Annotated in this window: 21 protein-coding genes; 14 read left to right on the top strand and 7 right to left on the bottom strand. The window is 39.7% G+C overall.

Translation table 11 applies throughout. From position 1 onward, the window contains the following. The 3 genes from HWQ40_RS06465 to HWQ40_RS06455 all read left to right on the top strand — a co-directional run. Positions 1-604, top strand: a 604-nt coding sequence (locus HWQ40_RS06465) for a hypothetical protein (RefSeq protein WP_292775771.1), incomplete at its 5' end; no start/stop codon positions are given. Between the two features lie 576 nt (positions 605-1180). Continuing rightward, complete coding sequence (locus tag HWQ40_RS06460) at positions 1181-1588, top strand: VOC family protein (protein ID WP_292775768.1); 408 nt, start codon at positions 1181-1183, stop codon at positions 1586-1588. A gap of 469 nt (positions 1589-2057) precedes the next feature. Beyond that, entirely contained in the window at positions 2058-2972 is a 915-nt protein-coding gene (locus tag HWQ40_RS06455; RefSeq protein ID WP_292775765.1) for a bestrophin family protein, read from the top strand. A gap of 176 nt (positions 2973-3148) precedes the next feature. Here HWQ40_RS06455 and HWQ40_RS06450 read toward each other — a convergent pair whose 3' ends face one another. Next, positions 3149-3997, bottom strand: a complete 849-nt coding sequence (locus HWQ40_RS06450) for a M28 family peptidase (protein ID WP_292775762.1) — start codon at positions 3995-3997, stop codon at positions 3149-3151. A gap of 314 nt (positions 3998-4311) precedes the next feature. Between HWQ40_RS06450 and dnaK the strand changes: the two genes are divergently transcribed. From dnaK to HWQ40_RS06425, 4 genes are all read left to right on the top strand, one after another. Next, a complete protein-coding gene (gene dnaK, locus HWQ40_RS06445; protein WP_292775760.1) occupies positions 4312-6390 on the top strand; it encodes a molecular chaperone DnaK in 2079 nt (692 codons plus the stop codon). A 150-nt stretch (positions 6391-6540) separates the two neighbouring features. Next, positions 6541-7536, top strand: coding sequence for a DnaJ C-terminal domain-containing protein (locus HWQ40_RS06440; RefSeq protein ID WP_292775758.1), 996 nt, complete (start codon positions 6541-6543; stop codon positions 7534-7536). A 568-nt stretch (positions 7537-8104) separates the two neighbouring features. After that, positions 8105-8629, top strand: a complete 525-nt coding sequence (locus HWQ40_RS06430; protein WP_292775774.1) for a J domain-containing protein — start codon at positions 8105-8107, stop codon at positions 8627-8629. 31 nt (positions 8630-8660) lie between these two features. Then, the gene (locus HWQ40_RS06425; RefSeq protein WP_292775752.1) at positions 8661-8933 is read left to right on the top strand and encodes a DUF3143 domain-containing protein; all 273 of its coding nucleotides are present in this window, start codon (positions 8661-8663) and stop codon (positions 8931-8933) included. A gap of 379 nt (positions 8934-9312) precedes the next feature. On the opposite strand, the gene HWQ40_RS06420 is transcribed toward HWQ40_RS06425, so the two are convergent. The 4 genes from HWQ40_RS06420 to HWQ40_RS06405 form a co-directional block, all read right to left on the bottom strand. Continuing rightward, positions 9313-10431 (bottom strand): glycosyltransferase, encoded by a 1119-nt coding sequence (locus HWQ40_RS06420; protein ID WP_292775750.1) that lies wholly within the window; start codon positions 10429-10431, stop codon positions 9313-9315. Positions 10432-11051: 620 nt separating this feature from the next. Beyond that, positions 11052-11609 carry a methylmalonic aciduria and homocystinuria type D protein gene (locus HWQ40_RS06415; protein ID WP_292775748.1) on the bottom strand — a complete coding sequence of 186 codons (558 nt, stop codon included), beginning with the start codon at positions 11607-11609 and terminating at the stop codon, positions 11052-11054. A gap of 383 nt (positions 11610-11992) precedes the next feature. Then, complete coding sequence (locus HWQ40_RS06410) at positions 11993-12199, bottom strand: glycogen debranching protein (protein WP_104909440.1); 207 nt, start codon at positions 12197-12199, stop codon at positions 11993-11995. Between the two features lie 146 nt (positions 12200-12345). Beyond that, positions 12346-12999, bottom strand: coding sequence for a MotA/TolQ/ExbB proton channel family protein (locus HWQ40_RS06405; protein WP_292775743.1), 654 nt, complete (start codon positions 12997-12999; stop codon positions 12346-12348). Between the two features lie 332 nt (positions 13000-13331). Here HWQ40_RS06405 and HWQ40_RS06400 point away from each other — a divergent pair, with 332 nt between their 5' ends. After that, positions 13332-13556: a hypothetical protein gene (locus HWQ40_RS06400; protein ID WP_292775740.1), complete on the top strand. Its 225-nt coding sequence runs from the start codon at positions 13332-13334 to the stop codon at positions 13554-13556. A 3-nt stretch (positions 13557-13559) separates the two neighbouring features. Here HWQ40_RS06400 and rsmH read toward each other — a convergent pair whose 3' ends face one another. Then, positions 13560-14444 (bottom strand): 16S rRNA (cytosine(1402)-N(4))-methyltransferase RsmH, encoded by an 885-nt coding sequence (gene rsmH, locus HWQ40_RS06395; protein WP_292775737.1) that lies wholly within the window; start codon positions 14442-14444, stop codon positions 13560-13562. A 172-nt stretch (positions 14445-14616) separates the two neighbouring features. Beyond that, a complete protein-coding gene (locus HWQ40_RS06390; RefSeq protein WP_292775735.1) occupies positions 14617-16104 on the bottom strand; it encodes a M48 family metalloprotease in 1488 nt (495 codons plus the stop codon). 112 nt (positions 16105-16216) lie between these two features. Between HWQ40_RS06390 and HWQ40_RS06385 the strand changes: the two genes are divergently transcribed. The 6 genes from HWQ40_RS06385 (at position 16217) to HWQ40_RS06360 (ending at position 23342) form a co-directional block, all read left to right on the top strand. After that, complete coding sequence (locus HWQ40_RS06385) at positions 16217-16348, top strand: hypothetical protein (protein ID WP_292775733.1); 132 nt, start codon at positions 16217-16219, stop codon at positions 16346-16348. 520 nt (positions 16349-16868) lie between these two features. Next, positions 16869-18053: an NAD(P)H-quinone oxidoreductase subunit H gene (locus HWQ40_RS06380; RefSeq protein ID WP_292775729.1), complete on the top strand. Its 1185-nt coding sequence runs from the start codon at positions 16869-16871 to the stop codon at positions 18051-18053. Between the two features lie 152 nt (positions 18054-18205). Then, on the top strand, positions 18206-20650 hold the full coding sequence (locus tag HWQ40_RS06375; RefSeq protein ID WP_292775726.1) for a helicase-related protein: 2445 nt from the start codon (positions 18206-18208) through the stop codon (positions 20648-20650). A gap of 48 nt (positions 20651-20698) precedes the next feature. Continuing rightward, positions 20699-21154: a hypothetical protein gene (locus HWQ40_RS06370; RefSeq protein ID WP_292775723.1), complete on the top strand. Its 456-nt coding sequence runs from the start codon at positions 20699-20701 to the stop codon at positions 21152-21154. A gap of 20 nt (positions 21155-21174) precedes the next feature. Beyond that, positions 21175-21735: a Uma2 family endonuclease gene (locus HWQ40_RS06365; protein ID WP_292775721.1), complete on the top strand. Its 561-nt coding sequence runs from the start codon at positions 21175-21177 to the stop codon at positions 21733-21735. 1220 nt (positions 21736-22955) lie between these two features. Beyond that, complete coding sequence (locus tag HWQ40_RS06360) at positions 22956-23342, top strand: hypothetical protein (protein WP_292775719.1); 387 nt, start codon at positions 22956-22958, stop codon at positions 23340-23342. Positions 23343-23361 lie beyond the last annotated feature (19 nt).

Below are 23361 nucleotides of genomic sequence, written 5' to 3'. Positions count from 1 at the left end.
GCCTTCGGCGAGCTACGCTAACGCACAATATCACGAGCCTTGCAAAAAATTGGTTAACTTACTAAAAGAGCCAGATATCGATGAATCGGATGCTGAACTGGTTTTAATTTTACTTCGCGATTATGAGGAAGAAGTGCTTGAAAAAATGTACATATTTTTAGAACGCTTTCCAAGCTTAAATAGAAATATATATAATTTCTGTCAAGAAGTAAAAAACGTTAATCAACTATTAGCTTTGATTCTAACTTTTTTAAAAAGTGGTAGGAATGTAACTGAAGATCAGCTATTTTGGATGGCAAAAATATCTGAAGATTTCTTATCTAAAACACCAACTTATCCTGAAATTATACCAGCATTATATTACCATCAGAATGCTACGGATATTTCTCCTGCTAAGATTCTTGAAATACCGGAGAATAGATTTGGTATGGATGATCTCCGAAGAGAGCATATACGTATTGGTAAATCTGATTGGTTAGCTTGGGCTTCAGCAGTTGGTTGTCGCCGTGAAACAACTATTAATCGAAATCATATTCTTTCGTATTTTTCTAAAGCTAGCTCTATGAATAAGCTTATTGCTGAGTGTGTAACACATTTTCCATAGATGTGCTAAATCTTTACCCTCACTCAAGTACAGCAGATTCTTTCATAATATTAATAGCATTTATTCCCAAAATAAAATATCCACCGGAGTTTAGACTAGATTGCTGACTTCAAACTTCAATAATGAAAAAACTCCAGAAATGTTTGTGACAAATCTGGAGCCAGGAAAGATACGCATTTACCTATACCAAATTTTCACCCTGAGAAAATCCTACGTCATCAGGGTATACACTCAAATATAGATAAAAGTGTTTGAGGATTCTCGTTTAAACTCCTTCTCTGTTGCAAGTAACGCAAAACAGCCCCAGATAAGCTGAGGCTGTTTTGCGAGAGTTGTTTGGCAGGAAGGGTACATCAATAAGTGATGCCCGTGTTAAATATAGATAATTCAGTATGCATCCTTATTCAGCCATGTTTTGGCATATCAGGATGATTGGGAAAATTTTTATGGCTTTTTGCAAAAAGAAACTCCAGATGCACTTAAGGCATTCTGGAGCAGTAACAGGTTTCTAACATCAATCAATTTTTACATCTGTGATCGCCCGATGTCGTTAGGGTATATACTCAAATGTGTTTTATGTCTACTCATCCGCAAATAGACCAGCAAATTACCTTCTTTTCTACCCATAACCTCAATGCATCTACAGAATTCTACGAACAAAAACTAGGTTTGGAGTTATGGCTTGACCAAGGAACCTGCCGAATTTATACTATTAGTGGCTCTGGATACTTAGGATTGTGTCAAGCAAGCGAAAAATTAAGTCCTCCAACCGACAAGCAATCAAGTGTCATTTTTACCCTGGTAACACAGCAGGTGGATGAATGGTTTGAATATCTCAAAGAACGTGGTATTAAATTTGAAAAGCCACCTACACTAAATGAAAAGTACAACATTTACCATTGCTTTTTCCGCGATCCTGATGGTTATTTGATTGAAATTCAACGTTTCGAGACTAACGACAAGAAAAAAGACATAACCAAATAAGTTATGTCTAGACGTTTAATTTACAGGGCAGGATTTTTACAGGCTAGAACTTTTTGATTTACTGGGGTACATGATACCGATTAATGCTGTATGAACATTATCGATAGAAATATACCTTTTCTTCCATAGATTTCTCGGGATGAAATGTGGAGTTTATGCAGCCACAAAAAAATCTTTACATTTATTTACAATTGCCATGTAGGCATCGCTTTTGACTTTTATATAATGTTTACCTAATTGACGATCAAAAAACTCTTTGTGTGAGTACTAATAATAAGTATTTAATCGGGCTTGAAATTGGATAACAGATACTAGAATACAATACATAACCGTCAGGATATCATGTTCTTAGCAAGAAGAGTTTTTCAAGTATATCTTTGCTAATTGTGCTACTTTTATAATAATTATTTTTAAGCTAACAAACGCTGAATATATCGATTCAATAAATCATATTTATTAGGGTGACTACATGATAGCCGAAAAAATCAAATGGTTCCGCACAGCATTACAACTTAAAGGTTCAGTAATGAAAGCAATTTTCAAACATATTTTATGGTGTGGAGCTTTCGGATTTTTAATTTCTCTGCTTCACCATTTTGAAAAACCTGTATCCCATCCTATTTTAGCAAATGTGATTCCTAGTATTGTTTTAGGTTTGTTGCTTGTATTTCGTACAAATACTGCTTATGAGCGATTTTGGGAAGGGAGAAAATGCTGGGGTTCTATAGTAAATAACGTCCGAAATTTAGCGAGGCAAATTTGGGTATCAGTTGATGAAATTTCACCAGAAGATAAAAACAATAAAATTACGGCATTAAACTTATTGGCAGCGTTTGCTGTAACAACTAAATTACATTTGCGAGGAGAAGGTGTCAATAGCGAGTTAGAAGACTTAATGCCATCTACTAAGTACATAAAACTGAAGATTATGAATAATCCTCCTATAGAGGTTGCATTTTGGATAGGAGATTATTTACAGCAACAATATGATCGTAATTGTCTTAATAGCTACCAGCTAACATCAATGCAAGAATTATTGAATAGTCTTGTGGATAATTTAGGTGCTTGCGAACGTATTTTAAAAACGCCTATGCCGCTTGCTTATGCTATTCATTTGAAGCAATTACTGATACTATATTGCTTTTTGCTACCATTTCAAATAGTAGACAGTCTCGGTTGGTGGACAGGTTTAGTTTCTGCTTTGGTTGGGTTCACTTTGTTTGGTATTGAAGCCATCGGCTTAGAGATAGAAAACCCCTTTGGTTATGACGCTAATGATTTACCATTAGACGCAATTTGTGAAACAATGAAACGTAATATTGACGATTTAATTACTTTGACTCCCAATGCGCGATCGCATCAACAAGATAGTATAACCAATTGAAAAAAGCTGAGAATAATTAAGATAGAATCTTCGTGGCGATCCACTCGCTTTGTGCATAATATAGATTCCGCAAAAATGCTGTATCTGTAACCATGATGGCAGATAAACCACATTTAAAAAATAGGTGCGATCGCTAAGTCTAGTTTGGCTAACTATGAACCTCTCCTAATATCTTTTCACAACCGCCGAATCGCCATCTCTAAACCTTCACATACACGAGTAAGAAAATCTAAATCCAAAGTAGCGATCGCATCACTAGCTTTGTGATAATGTGGATTTCGCAAGAATGCCGTATCTGTCACCATCATTGCCGGATAACCCAAATCCCAGAATGGTGCATGATCGCTAAGTCTGGTTTGGGGAACTATTAAACCTCGATTTGGGACGGGTAGCCATTGACTAGATACGCCAGCTTTGCGAATATTACGGCTCATCCCAATTAAGTCAGGCAATGTCCGCAAGTTGCCAATTAAAGCAATAAAATCACCTGTATCTGGGTAGAAGCGTTCCAGAGGAGGGGGGTAACTTTGGGAACCAGGTGTAGAATCCTTATAGCCCAGCATTTCTAAGGAGATCATTAAGCGTAGCTGTTGCTTTTGTTGATGCAACAGCGCTGCATAATCAGCACTACCCAATAAGCCGTATTCTTCCATATCGAAAGCAACCAGTCTTAAGGGATATCTGACAGGTTCGGCAGCGAACTTTCTCGCCAATTCCAGTAATACCGCCACACCTGTAGCATTATCATCAGCCGCAACTGTTCCTGGAACCCCATCATAATGAGCGCCAATTAAAATAGGTGGCAAATCCTTTTTTTGCCCTCTCGCGTGGGATGGTAAATTTAATATCAAGTTATTACAAGTTTTACCTCTGACTTCAAAGGTGTGGATTTCCACACTCCCCCATTGGCAAAATTGCTGGCGGATATATTCTTGGACAAAAAAATGTCCAGCCGTTGCCATGTAAGGATCGCGTTCTCGCGCTATCTCACTCAGGGAAGTTTGTAATCGTTCTGTTAAATTCAAATCTTTAAAATAGTGGCAATATTAGAGTTTTCAGGGACTCTAAAGAAGCAGAGCAAGTATTATTAAGGTGCATTGACCAACTTGCAGATACAGTGCATAGAAGTAGGCGGATAACAAGAATTGAGGCTGCTTGGACATACCAATCATCGTCAATGCTATCCTAGTCTTGCAACTATCTCCTCTAGCTGCACTTCTTAGTTTACTGCCTTAATGATGAATATTATACCATTGAGGTGTTTTCAGTAGCACAAAGCTAGAGGTAGTTCCGCCCAATCATAATAAATATATAAGACACTTTAGGAGAAGAGTAACGCATGGGCAAGGTAGTCGGCATCGACTTGGGTACAACCAACTCAGTAGTCGCCGTTATGGAGGGTGGCAAGCCGGTGGTGATTGCCAATGCAGAAGGAATGCGAACAACCCCCTCCGTAGTTGGTTTCAGCAAAGAAGGTGAAAGGGTAGTTGGGCAAATGGCACGGCGACAAACCGTCCTCAATCCCCAAAATACCTTTTTTGCAGTTAAACGCTTCATTGGGCGGAAGTATGGTGAACTTAATGCAGATTCTAAACGTGTACCCTACACCATCCGCAAAGACGAAGTAGGTAATATTAAAATTGCCTGTCCTCGTCTGAATAAAGATTTTGCCCCAGAAGAAATTTCGGCAATGGTGCTGAAGAAATTGGCAGACGATGCTAGTCGCTATCTGGGTGAACCGGTGACAGGGGCAGTGATTACAGTACCCGCATATTTTAACGATTCTCAACGGCAGGCAACCCGCGATGCTGGCAGAATTGCCGGTTTAGAGGTGCTGCGGATTCTCAATGAACCGACTGCTGCATCTTTGGCTTATGGATTAGATCGGGGTGACACGGAAACTATCTTAGTCTTTGACTTGGGTGGTGGCACATTTGACGTGTCGATTTTAGAAGTTGGCGATGGAATATTTGAAGTCAAGGCTACCAGTGGAGATACGCAACTTGGTGGGAACGACTTTGACAAAATAATAGTAGATTGGTTAGCAGAGCAATTTCTGGAAACAGAAGAGGTAGACTTAAGACGCGATCGCCAAGCTTTGCAACGTCTCATGGAAGCGGCGGAAAAAGCCAAAATTGAGCTTTCTGCTGTCAGCGTCACCGATATTAACTTACCCTTCATCACCGCCACGGAAGATGGCCCCAAACATCTGGAAACTCGTCTAACTCGTTCCCAGTTTGAAGGTTTGTGTGGTGATTTAGTGGGGCGATTGCGGACACCAGTAAAACGGGCCCTCAAAGATGCCGGACTTTCACCTAGAGACATTGAAGAAGTTGTGTTAGTTGGCGGTTCTACACGGATGCCAATGGTGAAGCAGCTAGTGCGGGACTTGATTGGCACAGAACCCAACGAAAACGTCAACCCCGATGAAGTAGTGGGAGTGGGTGCAGCAATTCAAGCAGGTATTCTGGCAGGCGAACTCAAAGATGTGCTGCTATTGGATGTTACACCCCTTTCTATGGGATTGGAAACCATCGGCGGCGTCATGAAAAAACTCATTCCCCGCAACACCACCATTCCAGTACGCCGTTCTGACATTTTTTCCACGTCTGAAAATAACCAAAATACTGTGGAAATTCACGTAGTCCAGGGGGAACGGGAAATGGCAGCAAACAACAAATCTTTAGGACGTTTCAAGCTGTATGGCATCCCGCCAGCGCCACGAGGAATTCCTCAAGTTCAGGTGTCATTTGATATCGATGCTAATGGTATTTTACAGGTAACAGCCTTAGATAGAACCACTGGGCGAGAGCAGAGTATCACCATTCAGGGCGCTTCCACCTTGAACGAGTCGGAAGTGAATCGGATGATTCAAGACGCTCAGAAATACGCCGATGTAGACCGGGAACGAAAAGAACGGGTAGAAAAGCGGACTCGTTCTGAGGCGTTGATTTTCCAAGCAGAACGACAACTCAGAGAAGTAGCTTTAGAATTTGGTATGCAGTTTGCCCGCAACCGCCGCCAAAGAATTGATAATATTTGCCGAGATTTAAAAGAGAGTCTTAAGGAAAATAGCGATCGCGGTATTGACCAAGCCTATGCCGATTTGCAAGATGCTCTCTATGAGCTAAACCGGGAAGTCCGCCAGACTTATGCTGAAGATGAAGATGACGACTTGTTTGGTACAATCCGTGACATCTTTACTGGTGATAAAGATAAAGAACGCGAATTTCCACGAGATACATATCGAGAACGCGACTCCTATGGTAAGGACTATGGCAGAGATTACGGTAAAGACTATGGCAGAGACTATAGTCGAGACAGTCGTTCTTCCTCATACGAAAGCCGTCCGCCACGCAAATCCCGTCCCAGCTACCAAGATAACTGGGATGATGAAGAAGACAATGATTGGTTGTAGTACTTTTAAAAAAAGTTAGGAGTCAGAAGTGAGGAGTTAAAAATAAAATCTTTCAACTCATAACTCCTGTACAGACGCGATTAATCGCGTCTCTACTCATAACTCCTCGCTGCTAATTAATCTAAAATCTAAAATTTAAATAACTGAACTATGCAAAATTTGCCGAACTTTCGCGATTACTACGAGATTTTAGGAGTATCTAAAGACGCCTCTGGTGAGGAAATTAAAAAGGTTTATCGGCGGTTAGCAAGGCAATATCACCCCGATCTTAATCCGGGTAACAAAGAATCTGAGGAAAAATTTAAGGATATTGGCGAGGCTTATGAAGTTCTTTCCGATCCAGCCAAGCGATCGCAGTACGACCAGTTTAGCCGCTACTGGAAGCAAAAAGGCTTTGCAGGCAACAAACAAACGCCAAAGGCTAAAACTTGGCAGAGTAGTGCTAGCGATCGCAACGGGAATCAGGACGTAGATCCCAGCCAATTCTCCGATTTTGAAAGCTTTATTAATCAAGTTATTGGCGTTAAAAATAAGAGTGCGGCAAATAACTCCAATAATGGCAATAATAGCGATCCGTTTCGTTCTCCCAGAACAAAAGTTGCCTACACAGTTAACACTCCACCTCGCACAACCCGTCGAGATATAGAAGCCAGATTAACCCTTCCACTAGAAAAAGCTTATCAAGGTGGTAATGAACGCATTCGTTTGGAAGATGGGCGATCGCTAGAAGTTAATATGCCACCAGGGATGGTAACAGGTCAAACCATCCGTTTGCGGAACCAAGGCGTTGGTGGTGGCGATCTATACTTAAAAATTACCGTTGAACCTCATCCATTATTTAAGCTAGAAGGTTTAAATATCATCTGCCAAGTACCTGTTACTCCCAGCGAGGCAGTTTTAGGAGGACAGGTAGAAGCACCTACTCTTGATGGACCGGTGAAAATGACCACCCCTCCCGGAGTTAGGTCTGGTCAAAAATTTCGACTAGGGAATAAGGGCTATCCCAGTGATGAGGGTAAACGTGGCGATCAATTAGTAGAAATTCAAATAGTTACACCGAAAAATATTAGTCAAGAAGAACGGGAACTTTACGAAAAGTTACGGCAAATTGAAACCTTTAAACCCCGTGCTGATTTAATACGTTAGAAACTAGCTTTTCATAGGATGTCAAAAAAGAGCGATTGTTAGGAGACGATTTACATGACTTTCCACGAGCTACAAATAGGCGATTACTTTCGTGTATCTGGTATAAGTGCTGAATGCGTGTATAGAAAGGCAAGTATTTCTCATTGTAGTCAAAACACTTTATTACAGCCCATTCGACCCAGCACAAAGGTTATAATACTTACTCCCACAGAAGTCACTAACTATTTTGCAACCAAGCAAGAGTATCTTAAAAGCCTTGTAAAATAAATAAATATTGTACTAGCTACAGATGCGGCTGGTAGGGGTAAAGCTTAGGCAGACTGAAACCATTGTTTTGTCTAACCCGCACAAGGAAGCTTTGTAATCTTTGGCATTGCGCTTAAAGTCGGTAAGAGTTTGAATATTTTCGAGATTAATTTTGATCTGCATCGCATCTAATTAAATGCTTTATTAAGATATCTTATCAGATGTTAGACCTGCTGTGTCTTCTCCAATTCATAAAGGATTTAAAATATAAAAAATATCTTTGAGCAAAGTGACTCAAACAGATGTGAATCAAAACGGGGCAATGCCACAAAGCAGCGAACCAACTTATTACTCCCTGCTAGGACTGCATCCCTGGGCATCGGTAATTGACATTCGTCGCGCTTATCGGCAACTGAGCAAACTCTATCATCCTGATACTACAGACTTGCCGACTGCGATCGCCACTCCCAAATTTCAGCAAATCAACGAAGCCTACGCCACCCTTAGCCATCCAGAACGGCGGTTAAGCTACGATTTAAAAATTGGCTATTCCCGCTTTGGAGTAATTCAACCACCCCCTGATTTGAATCATCCCGTCTCGCGTTCGTATAACTGGTCAAAATCAGCTTACCTCGATGCGAGCGATCGCCCCTTATCATCTGGCGAAATCTTTGCTTTATTTATGCTGGTGCTAACATTTGTAGGTTGTCTGTTATTAGCAGTTGCCATTGGCTTAACTCGTGGCGAGGCTGCTTTCCAAACCCATAAGCTGCAACCAATTACATCTATACAACAGCAGATTACCTATCTGTCGCAACTAATTACCCATCCGATAATTAAGAATTAAACAATTCTCTAATCCAAAATCTAAAATTCCTATGCCTCTTCTTCCCTCTGATACTCCCCTATATAATCATCCCCTGCCACAAATTGAGCAGTGGCTAAAAGACCAAGGCTGTCAACAAGACGAAACACAAAGGCATTGCTGGCGTGTACAGCGACCTAATTGGCAAGCTGAATTATGGCTCGATGTTGAGCAAATTGTAGTGCGATATGTTCAATCTGGGGAAAATGGACAAGATATCCAACGCTCATTCAAGTATTCTCTTAGTCGGGATGATGTAGAACAAGCTGTGTTTTCTGGGCCATAAGGAAGTGCTAATGTATTATAGGACTTACGCAAAAATCCCCAAAAAGCTTAATTTATCGAACTGCCTAATCTGCAATATGCTTCCGCCAACGCGTCTTGTAGAGAAGAATCGTAGAGTGTGCGTAAGTCCTATATTAGATTAAAGCTAAAAGCAGGGGTTCTAGCTGGTAGAGCTTCCAATAACTCCGTTATAGGGTTGTACCATTTCTTTGTGAGGCTGCGCCAAACCCTCTTAACTTCTTCTTTCTTTCTTTGTGTCCTTTGCGTCCTTCTCCCAAGGGGAGACGCTAACGCGAATGCGGTTCGTTTTTCTTTCTTGTACTTAAATATGGTTTAGCGCATCTTCATACAGAATTGGTATTGCTGCCCTATAACAAGAATTATGTATCAGATTTTGTTACCAATGCTTTAGGAGTAACTTGACTACAAATTTCCAGCAGTCGAGCAACAGCACGCGCAGCTGAAAACTTTTCTGCAACGTATTGGCTGGACTGAAAACCTCGGTTAATTGCTTCATCTGGATTATCTAAGCAATATCGCATACATTTGGCTAATTCTTCTGCATCTTCATTTTCAAAAAATAGGCTGTGCGGCCCTCCTACTTCTGACAATCCTCCCATTTTTGAGACAATCGAGCAGGTTTGAACGCTAGAGGCTTCTTGCACTACGTAAGGTGCTGGATCTTGCCAACGAGATGGAGCAATTAAAGCCAAAGCATCTTGAACTTTTAGAAGTACTTCTTTTTGAGTAACCTTACCTAAAAAATTAACTTTGTCGGCAATTCCTAAATCAAACGTTAGCTGTTTTAATTCCTGAGATTGTTTGCCATCGCCAATAATAGTAATTTTAAATTTTTTATTTTCATCTTGTAAAATCCGCGCTGCTTTTAATAAAATATCTACGCCTTTGTCTGTAGCTAATCTACCGACAAAAATAAAATTATATGGCTGAGATAAATTTTCTAAAGTTTTAAGCTGGTTTTCCGACTTGATTTCAATCGGATTATATAAAGTATCAACTGGCCAAGGAAAAGCAGAAGATTCTCCTAAAAAGTTACTACAAGCTGTATGATAATCGGCTAAGAAGGCAGTAGAAAGCCGGGTGGTTAGGCGTGCCCATTTGATAAAAGTGTGTAATTTCCACTTTAATGGATAATTAGCTTTCGGCAATGTGTGTTTAAATTCAGCTTTTAAACGTTGCGTCAATTTCATCTGCTCATAACTAGTATGAGTAGATTGATAAAGAGAATAATGGTATTTAATAATTATTTTTTTTCGCAAGACTTTACATAACAAAGTAAACAATAAGTCATTGGAATTCATGTGTACTATATCTGCCCAAACAATATAACGAAACCATTTGACGATATTATCTTGTCTGGTCGAAATAGTTTTAACTTCAATTAATCTAGCTTCCAACTCAGGAATAATAGAATAAATATAAGTTAAAACTCCACTAATTTCATTGTCGTAATGACGGTGTTGAATTAATATTTTCATAGATCACGTATGGGAAATTTTGTATTTATGGGAATTGGGATTGAGCATAACTATGAAACAAGTATTTCACTTTGTTCAGAATCAACTTGGTGTTTAAGCTAGGTAAGCACAAATAAATCTAACTATCCAACGAGATATAAAAAGCTTGAAACCCCTGTGATTGCTTCTCTACGAGACGCTACGCGAACACTTCGCTGAGTCCCAATGAGACACGCTTTGCGAATGCTGCGTTCGCTACAGACATAGTTATAAATTTCCTCATCCATCTACTTATATGCAGAAAGTTGGGAAAAGTATTTTTCCTGATAGTTATAGTTATATAATTCCCGCAGATACTGCTAAAGTACCATTCTGTTCGCTACAGGCTAAAAGTTTAGTCTGACAGTAGTGTGTAAAATTATCATCAATTTGAAATACCTGCCGATCAGCCTGAGTGTTACCCAAACAGGAACCAAAAGCCATTATCCCCAGTTTGACTTCGTAGCGTCTACTCGTGAAAGAGAAGTAACAAGCCGCACTATCGCTTCGACTATCTTAACTTCTTGGAAGAATTTGTTTGGAGACACAAGTGCTGATATACGTCTTTACATACCCACTGACCAATGACCAATGACCAATGACTAATAATTAATTTCTTTCCATCCATGCATGGATGCTATGCCTTTTGTAACCCATTCGATCACAATTGGGGGAGCTTCTGATATCAAAATACTAGGATAAACTGCTGCACCCCAATCGGGATGAACTAACACACAGCATTGATTTTTAATCACTGGATAGTTGAGCAAAGCTTTGACAACTGCTGTGTCGTCGTGGGGGATTGCTCCGGGATGGGACAGTAAGGGATAGCCTGTACGAGGGTCAATTAGGTCGGTTAAATAGCCGCGATCGCGCAAATTAAATGCTAAATCACAGCCAAATCTCATAAATTTTTCTCGTAAGCGTTCTTTCTCTGACTCTACTTCTGCTGTCTTTTCGACTAATTGATAACGCGATTGCTGTAATACAATCACTACTCGTAAAAATGGCTGCCGTTTCCAATCTGGTAATATCCGTTCGCAGTTGGCACAGATATATTGACTGGGAGCATGAATTGAAATTTGAACCGCTTGTCCTGTTTCGCCAACTAAATTAATGGGGCAGGCTTGCTCCGAAGTGTAAACTTTGGGATAGTTCACTAAATTGATTCGGCTTATACAAATTTTTTAATTTAATCTACGGTATAGATGATACCTCTTAAAAGTTAAGAAAAATCATCATTTTTCTATAATATGTTACTTTTTTGGGAAGCAGTTAATAATAATTTGAGAAATTTAATCCGAATTTTATCCTTTATTAACCTGTTCTCATGGAATTTGCTGCGATCGCTCTAAGCATTGGCATAGGTTCAGCTTGTGGTAGACAAGCGATGCCTATGGCGGGCTACGCCTACGCAGATAAAATATGTTCGATCAAAATCCCAAATAAAGCAAAGCAGGTTGGAGTAAGCAGAAAATAACAAAAGTAATTATGTCTGCCAAGAGATACTTCAGCTATGCAGCCTAATTTCTATAGCACCCAATTAATTGAGTTTTAAAGAATTCACCGGCACTTCATCCCAAGAATCGACTGTCCGCAATCGCGCTACCCAACCTGCCGCCTTTTGCCTCTCGGTCAAATTATTCTCAAAAGAATCATGACAATCTTTAGCTTGAGATTCATTACAAGTGGCAATACAGGCATGAATCATCCCAGACGGATCAATTTGCTCATTTACCCAAATAGTCATGGAATATTTCCTCAATAACTGTAGCAAACAAAGCTATTCGTCATTTTAGAATACTATTAGAGTCAAAAGTTTTAGAGCAAAATCGGTAACAAATAATGAACTAATCCCAATTACCGATTACTAATTGACAATTACCTAGTTCCGCTTCATTTATTCGGCAGATATGATTTATCTGCTCTTTCGTAGCGACGGCGGTAGAGTAATTCTAACTGTCCACCATATTCTTGAATCCAGGCAATCTGGCGTTGGTAGAGTCCCCGAAAGGTATTAGCAAATAGAAGTGTAAAGATTGCTACTACCAACCCTGATGCTGTGGATACTAAAGCTTCACTAATTCCAGATGTTACACCTGTTGTTTTACTACCTCCCACATCTCCGATATTCAGAGAAGCAAAGGAGTTAATTAATCCTAATACAGTTCCTAAAAGTCCTAATAGAGGCGCAAGACCAATAATTGTCTCAAAAATATTTTGGGAGCGCTTGAGTAAGGGAATTTCGGCTTGTGCTTCACTTTCTAATGCCAAACGAAATTCCTCTGGTGTTGGCTCCTCCAATTCTAAAGCTGCTAAAAAAATTCGAGCCATAGGTAAGTCAGTATTTTTCTGCAATTTATCTAAAGCACTAACTACATTATCAAGGCGATAAAGGTGTAGCACCTCTCGCACCACCTTGTTTTGCCGATTATTTATCTTTACCCAAAAGATGATACGTTCGATAATCAGCGCCACCCCTAACAAAGAGAATACCAGCAGAGGCCACATGACCACGCCACCTGCTGTAAACAGATTACTAATTTCCATTTATTATTTTTTAACTCCTCAACAACGCTAGATTAACAGATCGTTGAGATGGAGCAGTTTAACGCTGCATTGTAGTTACAGCAACTTTTGGGCTATCCTCAGTTTGGCCGATCGCGATCGCGGATGATTAAAAATTTCTTTTGTTAAGGAGTTGAGATTATTCCTACACCAGAACAGAAAACACAGTGCTATATATTGTGCTGTTGGTTTACTAAGCTTTACTTGCCTATTAATATCGTTCGTATGGATGAACGGACAAAAAATCTATTCTTCTTGGCAGGTGAGGAAAATATTATAGAGATATACCCTAACGGTAAATGGAGATACATAGGATGAGCAAGCCTAATTTTCATGCAATGAGTCAGAAAGAGTTACATGATTACGTTCTTGCTCATCGAGAAGATCGGGAAGCCTTCTACGCTTATGTAGATAAGCTGCATCTCGAAGGTAATTGGATTGAAATGCCACCGTTGGAGTCAGAACAGGATTTAGAAGATTATCCTCATTTCATTGAGCGTATTCGCAGCAGTTCTGAGCCACGAGATGAAGCAGTTTAAAGCTTACAGTAGCTTTTCTGCTATCCTCAGTTTGGCCGATCGCGATCGCGGATTTTTCCCAATTTCCTCTTCTTGGGCAATAATCGGCTTTTTTGTCAATACCTTTAATAAAGGTGAATTTCTTAAACCATGCTTCACCGGGCGATCTTCCAAACTGTGGAAACTGATAATCGCAATTCTACCACCAGGGACAAGGGCATTTGGTGCTTGCTCCAAAAAGGTTTCTAGGGATTTTAACTCATCGTTGACGACAATTCGCAGAGCTTGAAAAACACGGGTAGCGGGGTGAATTCTCCCATAACGATATTTCGGGGGAACTGAAGAAGCGATCGCATCAGCTAATTCTGTAGTCGTGTGCAACGGTCGCCGTTCGACAATGCGTCTAGCAATGCGCCGCGATAATCTCTCTTCACCGTACTTAAAGAAAATATCTGCTAATTCTGCTTCATCCCAATTATTAATTACATCCGCAGCAGTTAGCGATCGCCCTCTATCCATTCGCATATCTAAATTTGCGGCTTGGCGAAAGCTAAAACCCCTTTCTGCTTGGTCTAAATGGTAAGAACTTACCCCCAAATCGGCTAAAATACCATCGAAAGTGTTGAGGGGAAATTCGTACTCAGCAAAATTGCGATGAATAAATTGTATGCGATCGCCAAACTCAGCTAATTCTTTCCTCGCTGCTGCTAAAGCATCCTCATCTTGGTCAATCGCCGTTACCCGCACATCCGCAGCAGCTTCTAAGATTAGGCGACTGTGACCACCACCGCCTACCGTCACATCAAGATAATGACCTCCCGGAGATACCGCTAGACCTGCAATCACTTCTTGCGGTAACACTGGTAGATGGGAAAATATCGGTTCTTCAATAGCTAGCTGACGATTCATGAGACTTAGGGCAAAAAACCACAGATGAACTTTAATTATGTATTCTTTTGTTTGTGTCTTTGTGTGTTCCTAGCTAAAAAATAGTTTTTAAACCACTAAGACACAAAAGAAAATATCATAAACTCAACACTCAACGTCAGCTTTGAATGTTGAGCTTTAAGCATCTGTAGTGCTATTTTTTACCTTTTTTTTGGTAAATCATTGAATTTGATATCCGTTTTAATTTTTTCTCCATACTTAAATTACTATTTAAAATAAAAATGAATACATTATCGGGCAATTCATTTTCCTTTAATAAGCTCTGAACAATTTTAGAGTTATCGGTTTCATAAATACGACTACCTTCCCAAAAACTAAATCCACGCTTCACAGCTAGAACATAAAGTGGTTTTTCAGGAAAATATTGCAGATTCTTTTTAACTAAATAAGCAGTTATTATCTGCGGGTGATGAGATAACTGCTGACGAAGCTTATTTACCTCTATCTCAGAGATATTATGAGGGTCAAATTTATCATTTATTTTCAAACTAGAGCGCTCTTTCTGTCCTTTTAAAATTAATTTATGATAATTTTCTGCACGTTCTTGATAAGACTTCGCCTCCTGGTTTTTACCTTGGTTTTTCAGAAAATAGCAAATTATCTGACAACCTCCTATAACTATACTTGAGTCTTGCTCTATTGCCTTCTCAATGTATTCTATTCCAGTCGCATCTTGTTTTTTTAATAAAATTTGACCTAGTAAATAATTAGCTGATGCATGGTAAGCATCACGATGAATAATTTCTTGTAATAGAGGTATAACAGCTTCTTCGCCCTCAAGTTCCAATGCCAAAAATGCTCGCTGACTAGCTTCTTCTAAAGTTAGCTGTTGTTTTTGCGATTTGTGATTTAAATTTTTTAATGTAGCTATCGATTTTTGAAACTCAGCATATTTTTGTCGCCAAGGTGTTGCTATCTTTTCTCGCCAATTTTGACTAAAATAATCAATAAAACTTTCCAATTTATCTCCTAAAAATTCTTGGGCAGCACTAATTTCAATTGGTGCAAAGATAGCTAATTCCTGCTGAGTATCGGCGATATATCCCAAGGCTTTTAATCTATCTGTCAGGCAAGGGTGAGTATCAGCATTGTTGGTTTTTTCCGTTAAAGCTTCACTTAAATAAGTACTTGTGATTTCCTGATGAAGTCTCTGGCTTAAAGCCTGCCTCATATCCATATAAGTCATTTTTGGTGGTTCAATCTCTGTCTGTATTTGTTTATAAATACTAGACCAAAAATATCTTTCTAAAAATCTAGATTTGACCTCCAAACTTATCAAAGCTTTAGCAGTATTTTGTTCTCCCGTTAAATCAACAGCACATCTATCTGCTTCATATTCATCCATTCGTGCCAATACAAAAGAATAGGCATTAAAAAATGGAATGTACCATATCAAAAACAGTTGAAAAATTAACAATGATAGATCGTGTCCACTTTGTTGGAGTCCCTTAAGAATGCGATACCAAGTTTCGCGTTGGCGATAAATCCAACCACTAAAGCGGCTGTGATTTCCTGATAAATGTCCCAGTTCATGGGCTAAGACGGCACGAAATTGTTCGGGCGGCAGTGCTAGCATCAGTGGTAGACCTACAATTAAGTAATTTTGCTGCCATCCCAGCAAACCTAAGCGTGGTATTTGGACAACCCCTGCATTAAAATCGTTGGTCAGCAGGATGTGGTGAAACCGTGGAGCTTTTAGCTTCGATGATATTTCGTTAATTAAACAATAGAGATTGGGTACATCCTTGGGTTGCAGTGGTAAACCTGTAGGTGGGGGAAAAGAAACCCAAAGCGATCGCACTAATACGAATGCTAACGTCAGGAAAAACAGAAGACCTGTCAAAGATAAGTTAGAAATTGACTGAGCATTAAGTATCCCAAAGATAATACTTACCAGTAGAGTCAACGTTACAGCTAGAACCAAAAATATATATGCGTAGCCCAAAGTAGCCAAAAAAGCAACGTGCAATTTATAAAGATGCGGTTGTTTGTTAGCGAAAACTTCTAACTTCTGAATTAGCCTATCAAAACGCTCTTGATTGAAAGCCATAAATATGTATCAGCCTCATAAAACTGTAATATAGCTGACACAATATCTCTATAGCTTACGTAGAAACTCAGAAGTCAATAGTCATTATTGAGAAAAAGCATCTTCTTTCACCCCGTCCCCTTATCCCAGCACCATGAGATAAAAAAATTCGATGCCTTAATTAAGTGCATATCGAGCTTCCATATAATAGTTGAAGAAGTGCAACAAAATTAAACATCAAATCAAATCTCTCCTCTCACAACCCTTACTTTGGCTTGACAAACAAGATAAATTGGGTCTAGTTGGCATCTGCGCGGTTGAATTCAATATTTTCACGAACGGAGAACACGAAATCTATGACCAGACTAGAAACCCGCACTGAACCTATGGTGCTAAACATGGGGCCACACCACCCCTCAATGCACGGGGTTCTGCGGCTAATCATGACTCTGGATGGCGAGGATGTTGTTGACTGTGAACCGGTCATCGGCTATTTGCACCGGGGAATGGAAAAAATTGCTGAGAACCGCACTAATGTAATGTACGTCCCCTACGTTAGTCGGTGGGACTACGCTGCGGGAATGTTCAACGAAGCCGTCACTGTTAACGCCCCAGAAAAGCTTGCAGGTGTCGCTGTCCCCAAACGTGCTAGCTACATCCGCGTCATCATGCTGGAGTTGAACCGCATTGCTAACCACTTGCTGTGGTTTGGCCCCTTCCTCGCTGACGTAGGCGCTCAAACTCCGTTCTTCTACCAGTTCCGGGAACGGGAGATGATTTATGATTTGTGGGAAGCTGCTACAGGTTATCGGATGGTAAATAACAACTACTTCCGCGTTGGTGGGGTAGCAGCCGATTTACCTTACGGTTGGGTAGATAAGTGTCTGGAATTTTGCGACTACCTATTACCCAAAGTTGATGAGTACGAACGCTTAGTAACAGATAACCCGATCTTCCGGCGACGTGTTGAGGGTCTTGGGACTATCACCCGTGAAGAAGCAATTAACTGGGGACTTTCTGGCCCAATGTTACGCGCATCTGGCGTGCAATGGGATTTGCGGAAAGTTGACCATTATGAATGCTACGACGATTTCGACTGGGATGTGCAGTGGGAAACCGCCGGTGATTGCTTTGCCCGTTATGTGGTGCGGATGCGGGAAATGCGCGAATCTGTGAAGATTATTCGCCAAGCAATTAAAGGACTTCCTGGCGGCCCTTACGAAAATCTGGAAGCAAAACGTTTAGCCGCAGGTAAAAAATCCGAGTGGGATGCATTTGATTACCAATTCATTGGTAAAAAAGTTTCCCCCACTTTTAAGATTCCCAAGGGTGAAATCTACGCTCGTGTAGAAAGTGGCAAAGGTGAATTGGGAATTTATTTGGTTGGCGATGATAATGTTTTCCCTGCACGTTGGAAGATTCGCGCAGCAGATTTCAACAACCTCCAAATTGTTCCACATTTACTGCGCGGAATGAAGGTTGCAGATATTGTGGTGATTCTCGGTAGTGTTGACGTAATCATGGGGTCTGTGGATAGGTAGAAAATATCTATCTAGATATTTTTTAGAGCAGTTGTATTACAGTGCAACTGCTCTATTTTTTAGTTAATCAAGCTAAATAAAAATGTTCGTAGTAAGGACTTTAGTGCTGGCTTTGGGGACTGAAGTTCCCACTAAAAACGTTTAAAAAACGCATGGCGGCAGAATTTCGCCAGCAGTTGACTATCGGTGCACCGACTAATCAGGATGAAGCGGGGTTGCGGCGGTTAAGTCATCAGCTAAAAACTCAGAAACTAATTATTAAACTGTTTCTCCGTCATTCTCTCCACGCCAAGTTATATCTTGTGCATCGCCATGACGCTAACACTCCTACAGTAGGATTCTTGGGTAGTAGTAATTTAACCCTTCCCGGACTGGCAAAACAAGGGGAGTTGAATGTTGATATTTTAGACCATGATGCTTGTAATAAACTGCAAAAATGGTTTAGCGATCGCTGGCAAGATTACGGTTGTGTAGATATTTCGCAAGAGTTAGCAGAAATTATCGATCAGAGTTGGGCTAGAGATGAGTTAGTCTCACCTTACTACATCTACCTGAAGATAGCTTACCACTTATCCCATGAAGCGATCGCCGGACTTTCTGAATTCCGCATCCCCCGCGAATTTAACAACTTATTTGATTTCCAAAAAGCCGCCGTCCAGCTAGCAGCACGTCATGTAACTAGGCGTGGTGGCGTATTAGTAGGCGATGTGGTTGGTTTGGGTAAAACTTTAGTTGGAACCGCCCTAGCTAAGATTTTACAAGAAGATTGTTTTTTAGAAACACTAATTATTTGCCCGAAAAACTTAGTACCAATGTGGCAAGAATATGTAAATAACTATCGGTTACTTGCCGAAGTTATGCCAATTAGTCAAGTACAAAATAAATTACCAAAACTCCGCCGCTATAGAGTTGTGTTAATTGATGAAAGTCATAATTTACGTAACCGTGAAGGCAAACGTTATCGAGCAATTACAGAATATATTGCTGCTAACGAAAGTAAATGTATTTTATTATCTGCTACTCCTTACAATAAAAGTTATCTTGACCTTTCCGCTCAACTTCGGCTATTTGTACCAGAAGACGAAGATTTGGGATTAAGACCAGAAGCTTTAATTAATGAACTGGGTGGTAGTTCTATAGGAGAATTAGAGTTTAATAGAAAGCATCAGTGTTTTGTGCGTTCTTTAGCTGCCTTTGAGAAAAGTGAACACCCTGATGACTGGCGAGAATTGATAAAGCGTTACATGGTACGACGCACTCGCTCGTTTATTAAAGATAATTATGCCCACACAGATGAAACAGGGCGGAAATATTTAGAATTTGCTGATGGGAGATGTTCTTATTTTCCCCAGCGTCTACCTCGTAGTCTTAAGTTTCGTCTAGAAGGTTCTAACACTGACTTTTATTCTCGCCTTTACTCTGAGTTAGTAGTAGAAGTAATTAATCAACTGAATTTACCTCGTTATGGTCTAGGAAATTACGTTATTGCTAAACATAAACAGCCGCCTACAGACACAGAGCAACGCTTTATTAATAGCTTATTCCGTGGCGATAGGAGGTTAATGGGTTTTTCTCGCACTAATTTATTTAAACGTTTAGAAAGTAGTGGTGTTGCCTTTATTCAATCAATTGAACGCCATATATTACGGAACTTCATTTATTTATATGCCCTAGAGCAGGGGCTTGATATTCCGATTGGAACTCAGGAAGCTGAGTTATTAGATACAAGTAATAATGATGAAGATGCCGATTCTGTGGTAGCAACTTTGTTTGATACAGAAACAGAAGAAGATGATTCTACTACTTCGCTGCAAGCAGAGAGAGAGGAAGAAGTAACTCCTTTCTCTAATAAAGATGATAAAGCATCTAAAACAGAAAAAGTTTTTTGTCAAAGGGCAGAATCAATTTATCAAGAAGATACAACTCGATATCAACGGCGATTTAAGTGGTTGCGTTCTACACTTTTTGATATTAAAAAACTGAAACGGGATTTATTAGAAGATGCCAAAGCACTGATTAATCTACTGCAACAGTGTAGCGAGTGGAATCCTCAAAAAGATGAAAAACTTGCTGCTTTAATCAAACTGCTAACAAAAACTCACCCAAAAGATAAAGTACTAATTTTCACCCAATTTGCTGATACAGTCCGTTATCTTACAGACAATTTACAGTCGAGTCATATTACTAATGTCGCTGGAGTGACAGGTCAATCTAAAGACCCGACAGTAATGACGGGAAGATTTAGCCCTGTGAGTAATGGAAAACGGGAGCAAATTTCATCATCAGATGAGTTGCGTGTTTTAATAGCTACCGATGTTTTAAGTGAAGGTCATAATTTGCAAGACTGTGCAATTATCGTCAATTGGGATTTACCTTGGGCGATTATTCGCTTAATTCAACGCGCCGGAAGGGTAGACCGTATTGGACAAAATGCTGATAAAATTCTCTGTTATTCTTTTTTACCAGCCGAGGGAGTAGAACGGATTATTAATTTGCGGGGACGACTCCGCAAACGACTGCAAGAAAATGCTGAAGTGGTGGGAACCGATGAAGCTTTTTTTGAAGATGATGATGCACGAGTAATTCTTGACCTCTAGAACGAGAAATCTGGAGTTTTAGATGGCGAAGAAGATACAGAAGTTGATTTGACATCAGAAGCATTTCAAATTTGGAAAAAAGCCACTGATGGTAATCCGGGCTTGAAAAAAACGATTGAAGAAATGCAAAATGTGGTTTATTCTACCCGCACCCATACTCCGCAACCTGTGCAACCGGAGGGGGTATTACGTTATATGAAAACCACCGAGGGAAATGATTCTTTGATTTATGTTGACCGTGATGGAAATAGCGTTACTCAATCACAATTAGCGGTGCTTCGGGTGGCGGCGTGTGAAGAATCTACCCCAGCGATACCGAGAGATAAACAGCATCATGAGTTAGTACAAAAGGGTGCTGAATTAATTGCTGAAGATGAGAATAATGCAGGCGGTCAATTAGGGCGACCATCAGGTGCAAGGTTTCGCAGTTATGAACGACTGAAAAGTTATGTTCAAGAAATGAAGGGAACCGCCGTCTTTGTTATATTTAAATATATAAGTTAGTTATTTTAGGAGTAATTTTTATGGTTACATTATCATCTAATCTTTCTTTAACAGAGTTTCTGCAATTACCAGAAACTCAACCAGCTAGTGAATATATTGATGCAAAAATCTACCAAAAACCAATGCCGCAGGGAAAACATAGCAGAATTCAAACTCGTTTATCAACTGAGATTAATCAGGTAAGTGAGCCTGAGCAAAAAGCTTTAGCATTAACTGAATTACGCTGCACATATGGAGGACGTTCTTTAGTTCCAGATATTGCTGTATTTGAGTGGTCACGGCTTGTTGTTGATCAAGATGGTGAAATTGCCAATCAGTTTGGAATTTATCCAGATTGGATAATTGAAATTCTATCACCTGACCAATTTCCTAACCGTGTAATTGATAAAATTATTTTTTGTATTAATCATGGGACAAAACTAGGTTGGTTTATTGACTCTAATGATAAATCGGTGATGGTATTTCAACCTAATAAATTACCGGAAGTTAAATATAATAATGATAATTTGACTGTTCTTTATGTATTAGCAGATTGGCAAATTACGCCAGCAGATATATTTAGTTGGTTAAAGGTTAAATAGTTAAAAGTGCAATTATAAACCACGTCTAGACAAGCAAGATTTACCTCCGTGAATTTCAATCCCTCAATTTAGCTAGTTCACCTCATCACCTTATTCCCCGAATGTAGCGTTTTTCGTATGGATGCAATAGACTCTGACCTCACTTCCATTCCTCTCTCCTCTTAGGCTACGGTAGAATTACCCCCCTTAATCCCCCCTTATTAAGGCTACGGTGTATACACATCTTGGTAATGAAGCCCAAACCCTGGATTTACCCCCCTTAATCCCCCCTTGCAAAGGGGGGAAATATCCGGTTCTCCCCCTTTGCAAGGGGGAGTTAGAGGGGGTGAAAAGGACTTGTGTGTACACTGTAGCCTTTCCAAGGGGAGGGTTAGGGTGGGGTAAAACCGTGATTTCTCAGCTATTTTAGACTTGTGTATACACCGTAGCCTTATTAAGGGGGGAAACAATAAATCTAGTTCCTTCCCCTTAGAAAGGGGAGGGTTAGGGTGGGGTAAAACCTTGGTTAATCAGGGGCTGTTCTTGTTAGGTCTGTATTGCACTCAACTGAGAAGCCCTATAGTAGGTTGGGTTAAGCGACACCAAAACCGAATAAAGCTTTGATAAGGTTGGGTTACCCTGCAAGAAGCAAGCTATGTTCCTCAAACCAGCCTACGCTTTACGTAAAACACTGAAATGAGAAAGCAAACTGGGGTTTGAGAAAGCAAAAGCTTATTTGACTTGCGTAAAACACCAAAATGAGAAAGCAAACTGGGGTTTGAGAAAGCAAAAGCTCATTTTGCTTGCGGAAAACACCGAAATGAGAAAGCAAACTGGGGTTTGAGAAAGTAAAAGCTCATTTTGCTTGCGGAAAACACCAAAATGAATAAGTCAAATCACCTTTTGAGTAAGTCAAAGGTCATTTTGAGAAAGTAAACGGACATTTTTATAAAACAATTAGAGATTTTGATAAAGTAATCAGAAAATATACCTGATAATTAAAAATTACGATTTTACAAATAAAGCTGCCGCTTAGATAAATCAATAACGTTTCAGTAATATCTCTCAAGCGCAAGAAAGATAAAGGATTTATAAAGTATGAAAAGCATGGTAAAAATTTAACTCTATAAAGAGAGTTTCTTAAAGTCTGCCAGCGCAGACTTAATTTTTAAAGCCACAGATTTATTTTCTGAATGGCAAATTTACCATGCTTGGTTTTTATTTTCCAAATATGGTAAATTATGTCGCTTAATTTTCAACGAACACGCGATTTACTCTCTAAGTTCAAATTTAGTGATTTGTTTATAGAGGAATTAGGTTGGTCTAAACCTTCTAGACAAAAACCTGTAACCTTAAAGATTGATAACAAGACATATCAATTACAGTCTTTAGCCGCAGATAATTATAAGAAAATTTTAGAAGAAAAGAATAAATCTGTTGACTTGTACAAAAAACACGCTTTTTTACCGAAAACATTACCCGATACAGATACACCTCAAGATACTCGATTGATACACCTCCGCAAAAATATTGAACAACTCAACAACAAATCGCAAGAAAAGTTAAATCTTTTGCTGTTGGATGAGTTTAGTAAGCGTTTGGGTATCAAGTATGAGGAGGTTCGTTAACTGGGAAATCACAGAAGCG

It is taken from the genome of Nostoc sp. NMS9, assembly GCF_017114995.1.
Classification (GTDB): Bacteria; Cyanobacteriota; Cyanobacteriia; order Cyanobacteriales; family Nostocaceae; genus Nostoc.
Note: the sequence above shows the minus strand (reverse complement) of the source record. Positions and strands in the feature narration are given on the sequence as shown.

Bases quoted from the DNA above. Each gene is read 5' to 3' on its own strand.
- HWQ40_RS06380 (WP_292775729.1), top strand. From the start codon at position 16,869: ATGACCAGACTAGAAACCCGCACTGAACCTATGGTGCTAAACATGGGG.
- HWQ40_RS06375 (WP_292775726.1), top strand. From the start codon at position 18,206: ATGGCGGCAGAATTTCGCCAGCAGTTGACTATCGGTGCACCGACTAAT.
- HWQ40_RS06365 (WP_292775721.1), top strand. From the start codon at position 21,175: ATGGTTACATTATCATCTAATCTTTCTTTAACAGAGTTTCTGCAATTA.
- HWQ40_RS06425 (WP_292775752.1), top strand. From the start codon at position 8,661: ATGCCTCTTCTTCCCTCTGATACTCCCCTATATAATCATCCCCTGCCA.
- HWQ40_RS06410 (WP_104909440.1), bottom strand. From the start codon at position 12,199: ATGACTATTTGGGTAAATGAGCAAATTGATCCGTCTGGGATGATTCAT.
- HWQ40_RS06440 (WP_292775758.1), top strand. From the start codon at position 6,541: ATGCAAAATTTGCCGAACTTTCGCGATTACTACGAGATTTTAGGAGTA.
- HWQ40_RS06360 (WP_292775719.1), top strand. From the start codon at position 22,956: ATGTCGCTTAATTTTCAACGAACACGCGATTTACTCTCTAAGTTCAAA.
- HWQ40_RS06430 (WP_292775774.1), top strand. From the start codon at position 8,105: ATGCCACAAAGCAGCGAACCAACTTATTACTCCCTGCTAGGACTGCAT.
- HWQ40_RS06455 (WP_292775765.1), top strand. From the start codon at position 2,058: ATGATAGCCGAAAAAATCAAATGGTTCCGCACAGCATTACAACTTAAA.
- HWQ40_RS06420 (WP_292775750.1), bottom strand. From the start codon at position 10,431: ATGAAAATATTAATTCAACACCGTCATTACGACAATGAAATTAGTGGA.
- dnaK (WP_292775760.1), top strand. From the start codon at position 4,312: ATGGGCAAGGTAGTCGGCATCGACTTGGGTACAACCAACTCAGTAGTC.
- HWQ40_RS06400 (WP_292775740.1), top strand. From the start codon at position 13,332: ATGAGCAAGCCTAATTTTCATGCAATGAGTCAGAAAGAGTTACATGAT.
- rsmH (WP_292775737.1), bottom strand. From the start codon at position 14,444: ATGAATCGTCAGCTAGCTATTGAAGAACCGATATTTTCCCATCTACCA.
- HWQ40_RS06405 (WP_292775743.1), bottom strand. From the start codon at position 12,999: ATGGAAATTAGTAATCTGTTTACAGCAGGTGGCGTGGTCATGTGGCCT.
- HWQ40_RS06460 (WP_292775768.1), top strand. From the start codon at position 1,181: ATGTCTACTCATCCGCAAATAGACCAGCAAATTACCTTCTTTTCTACC.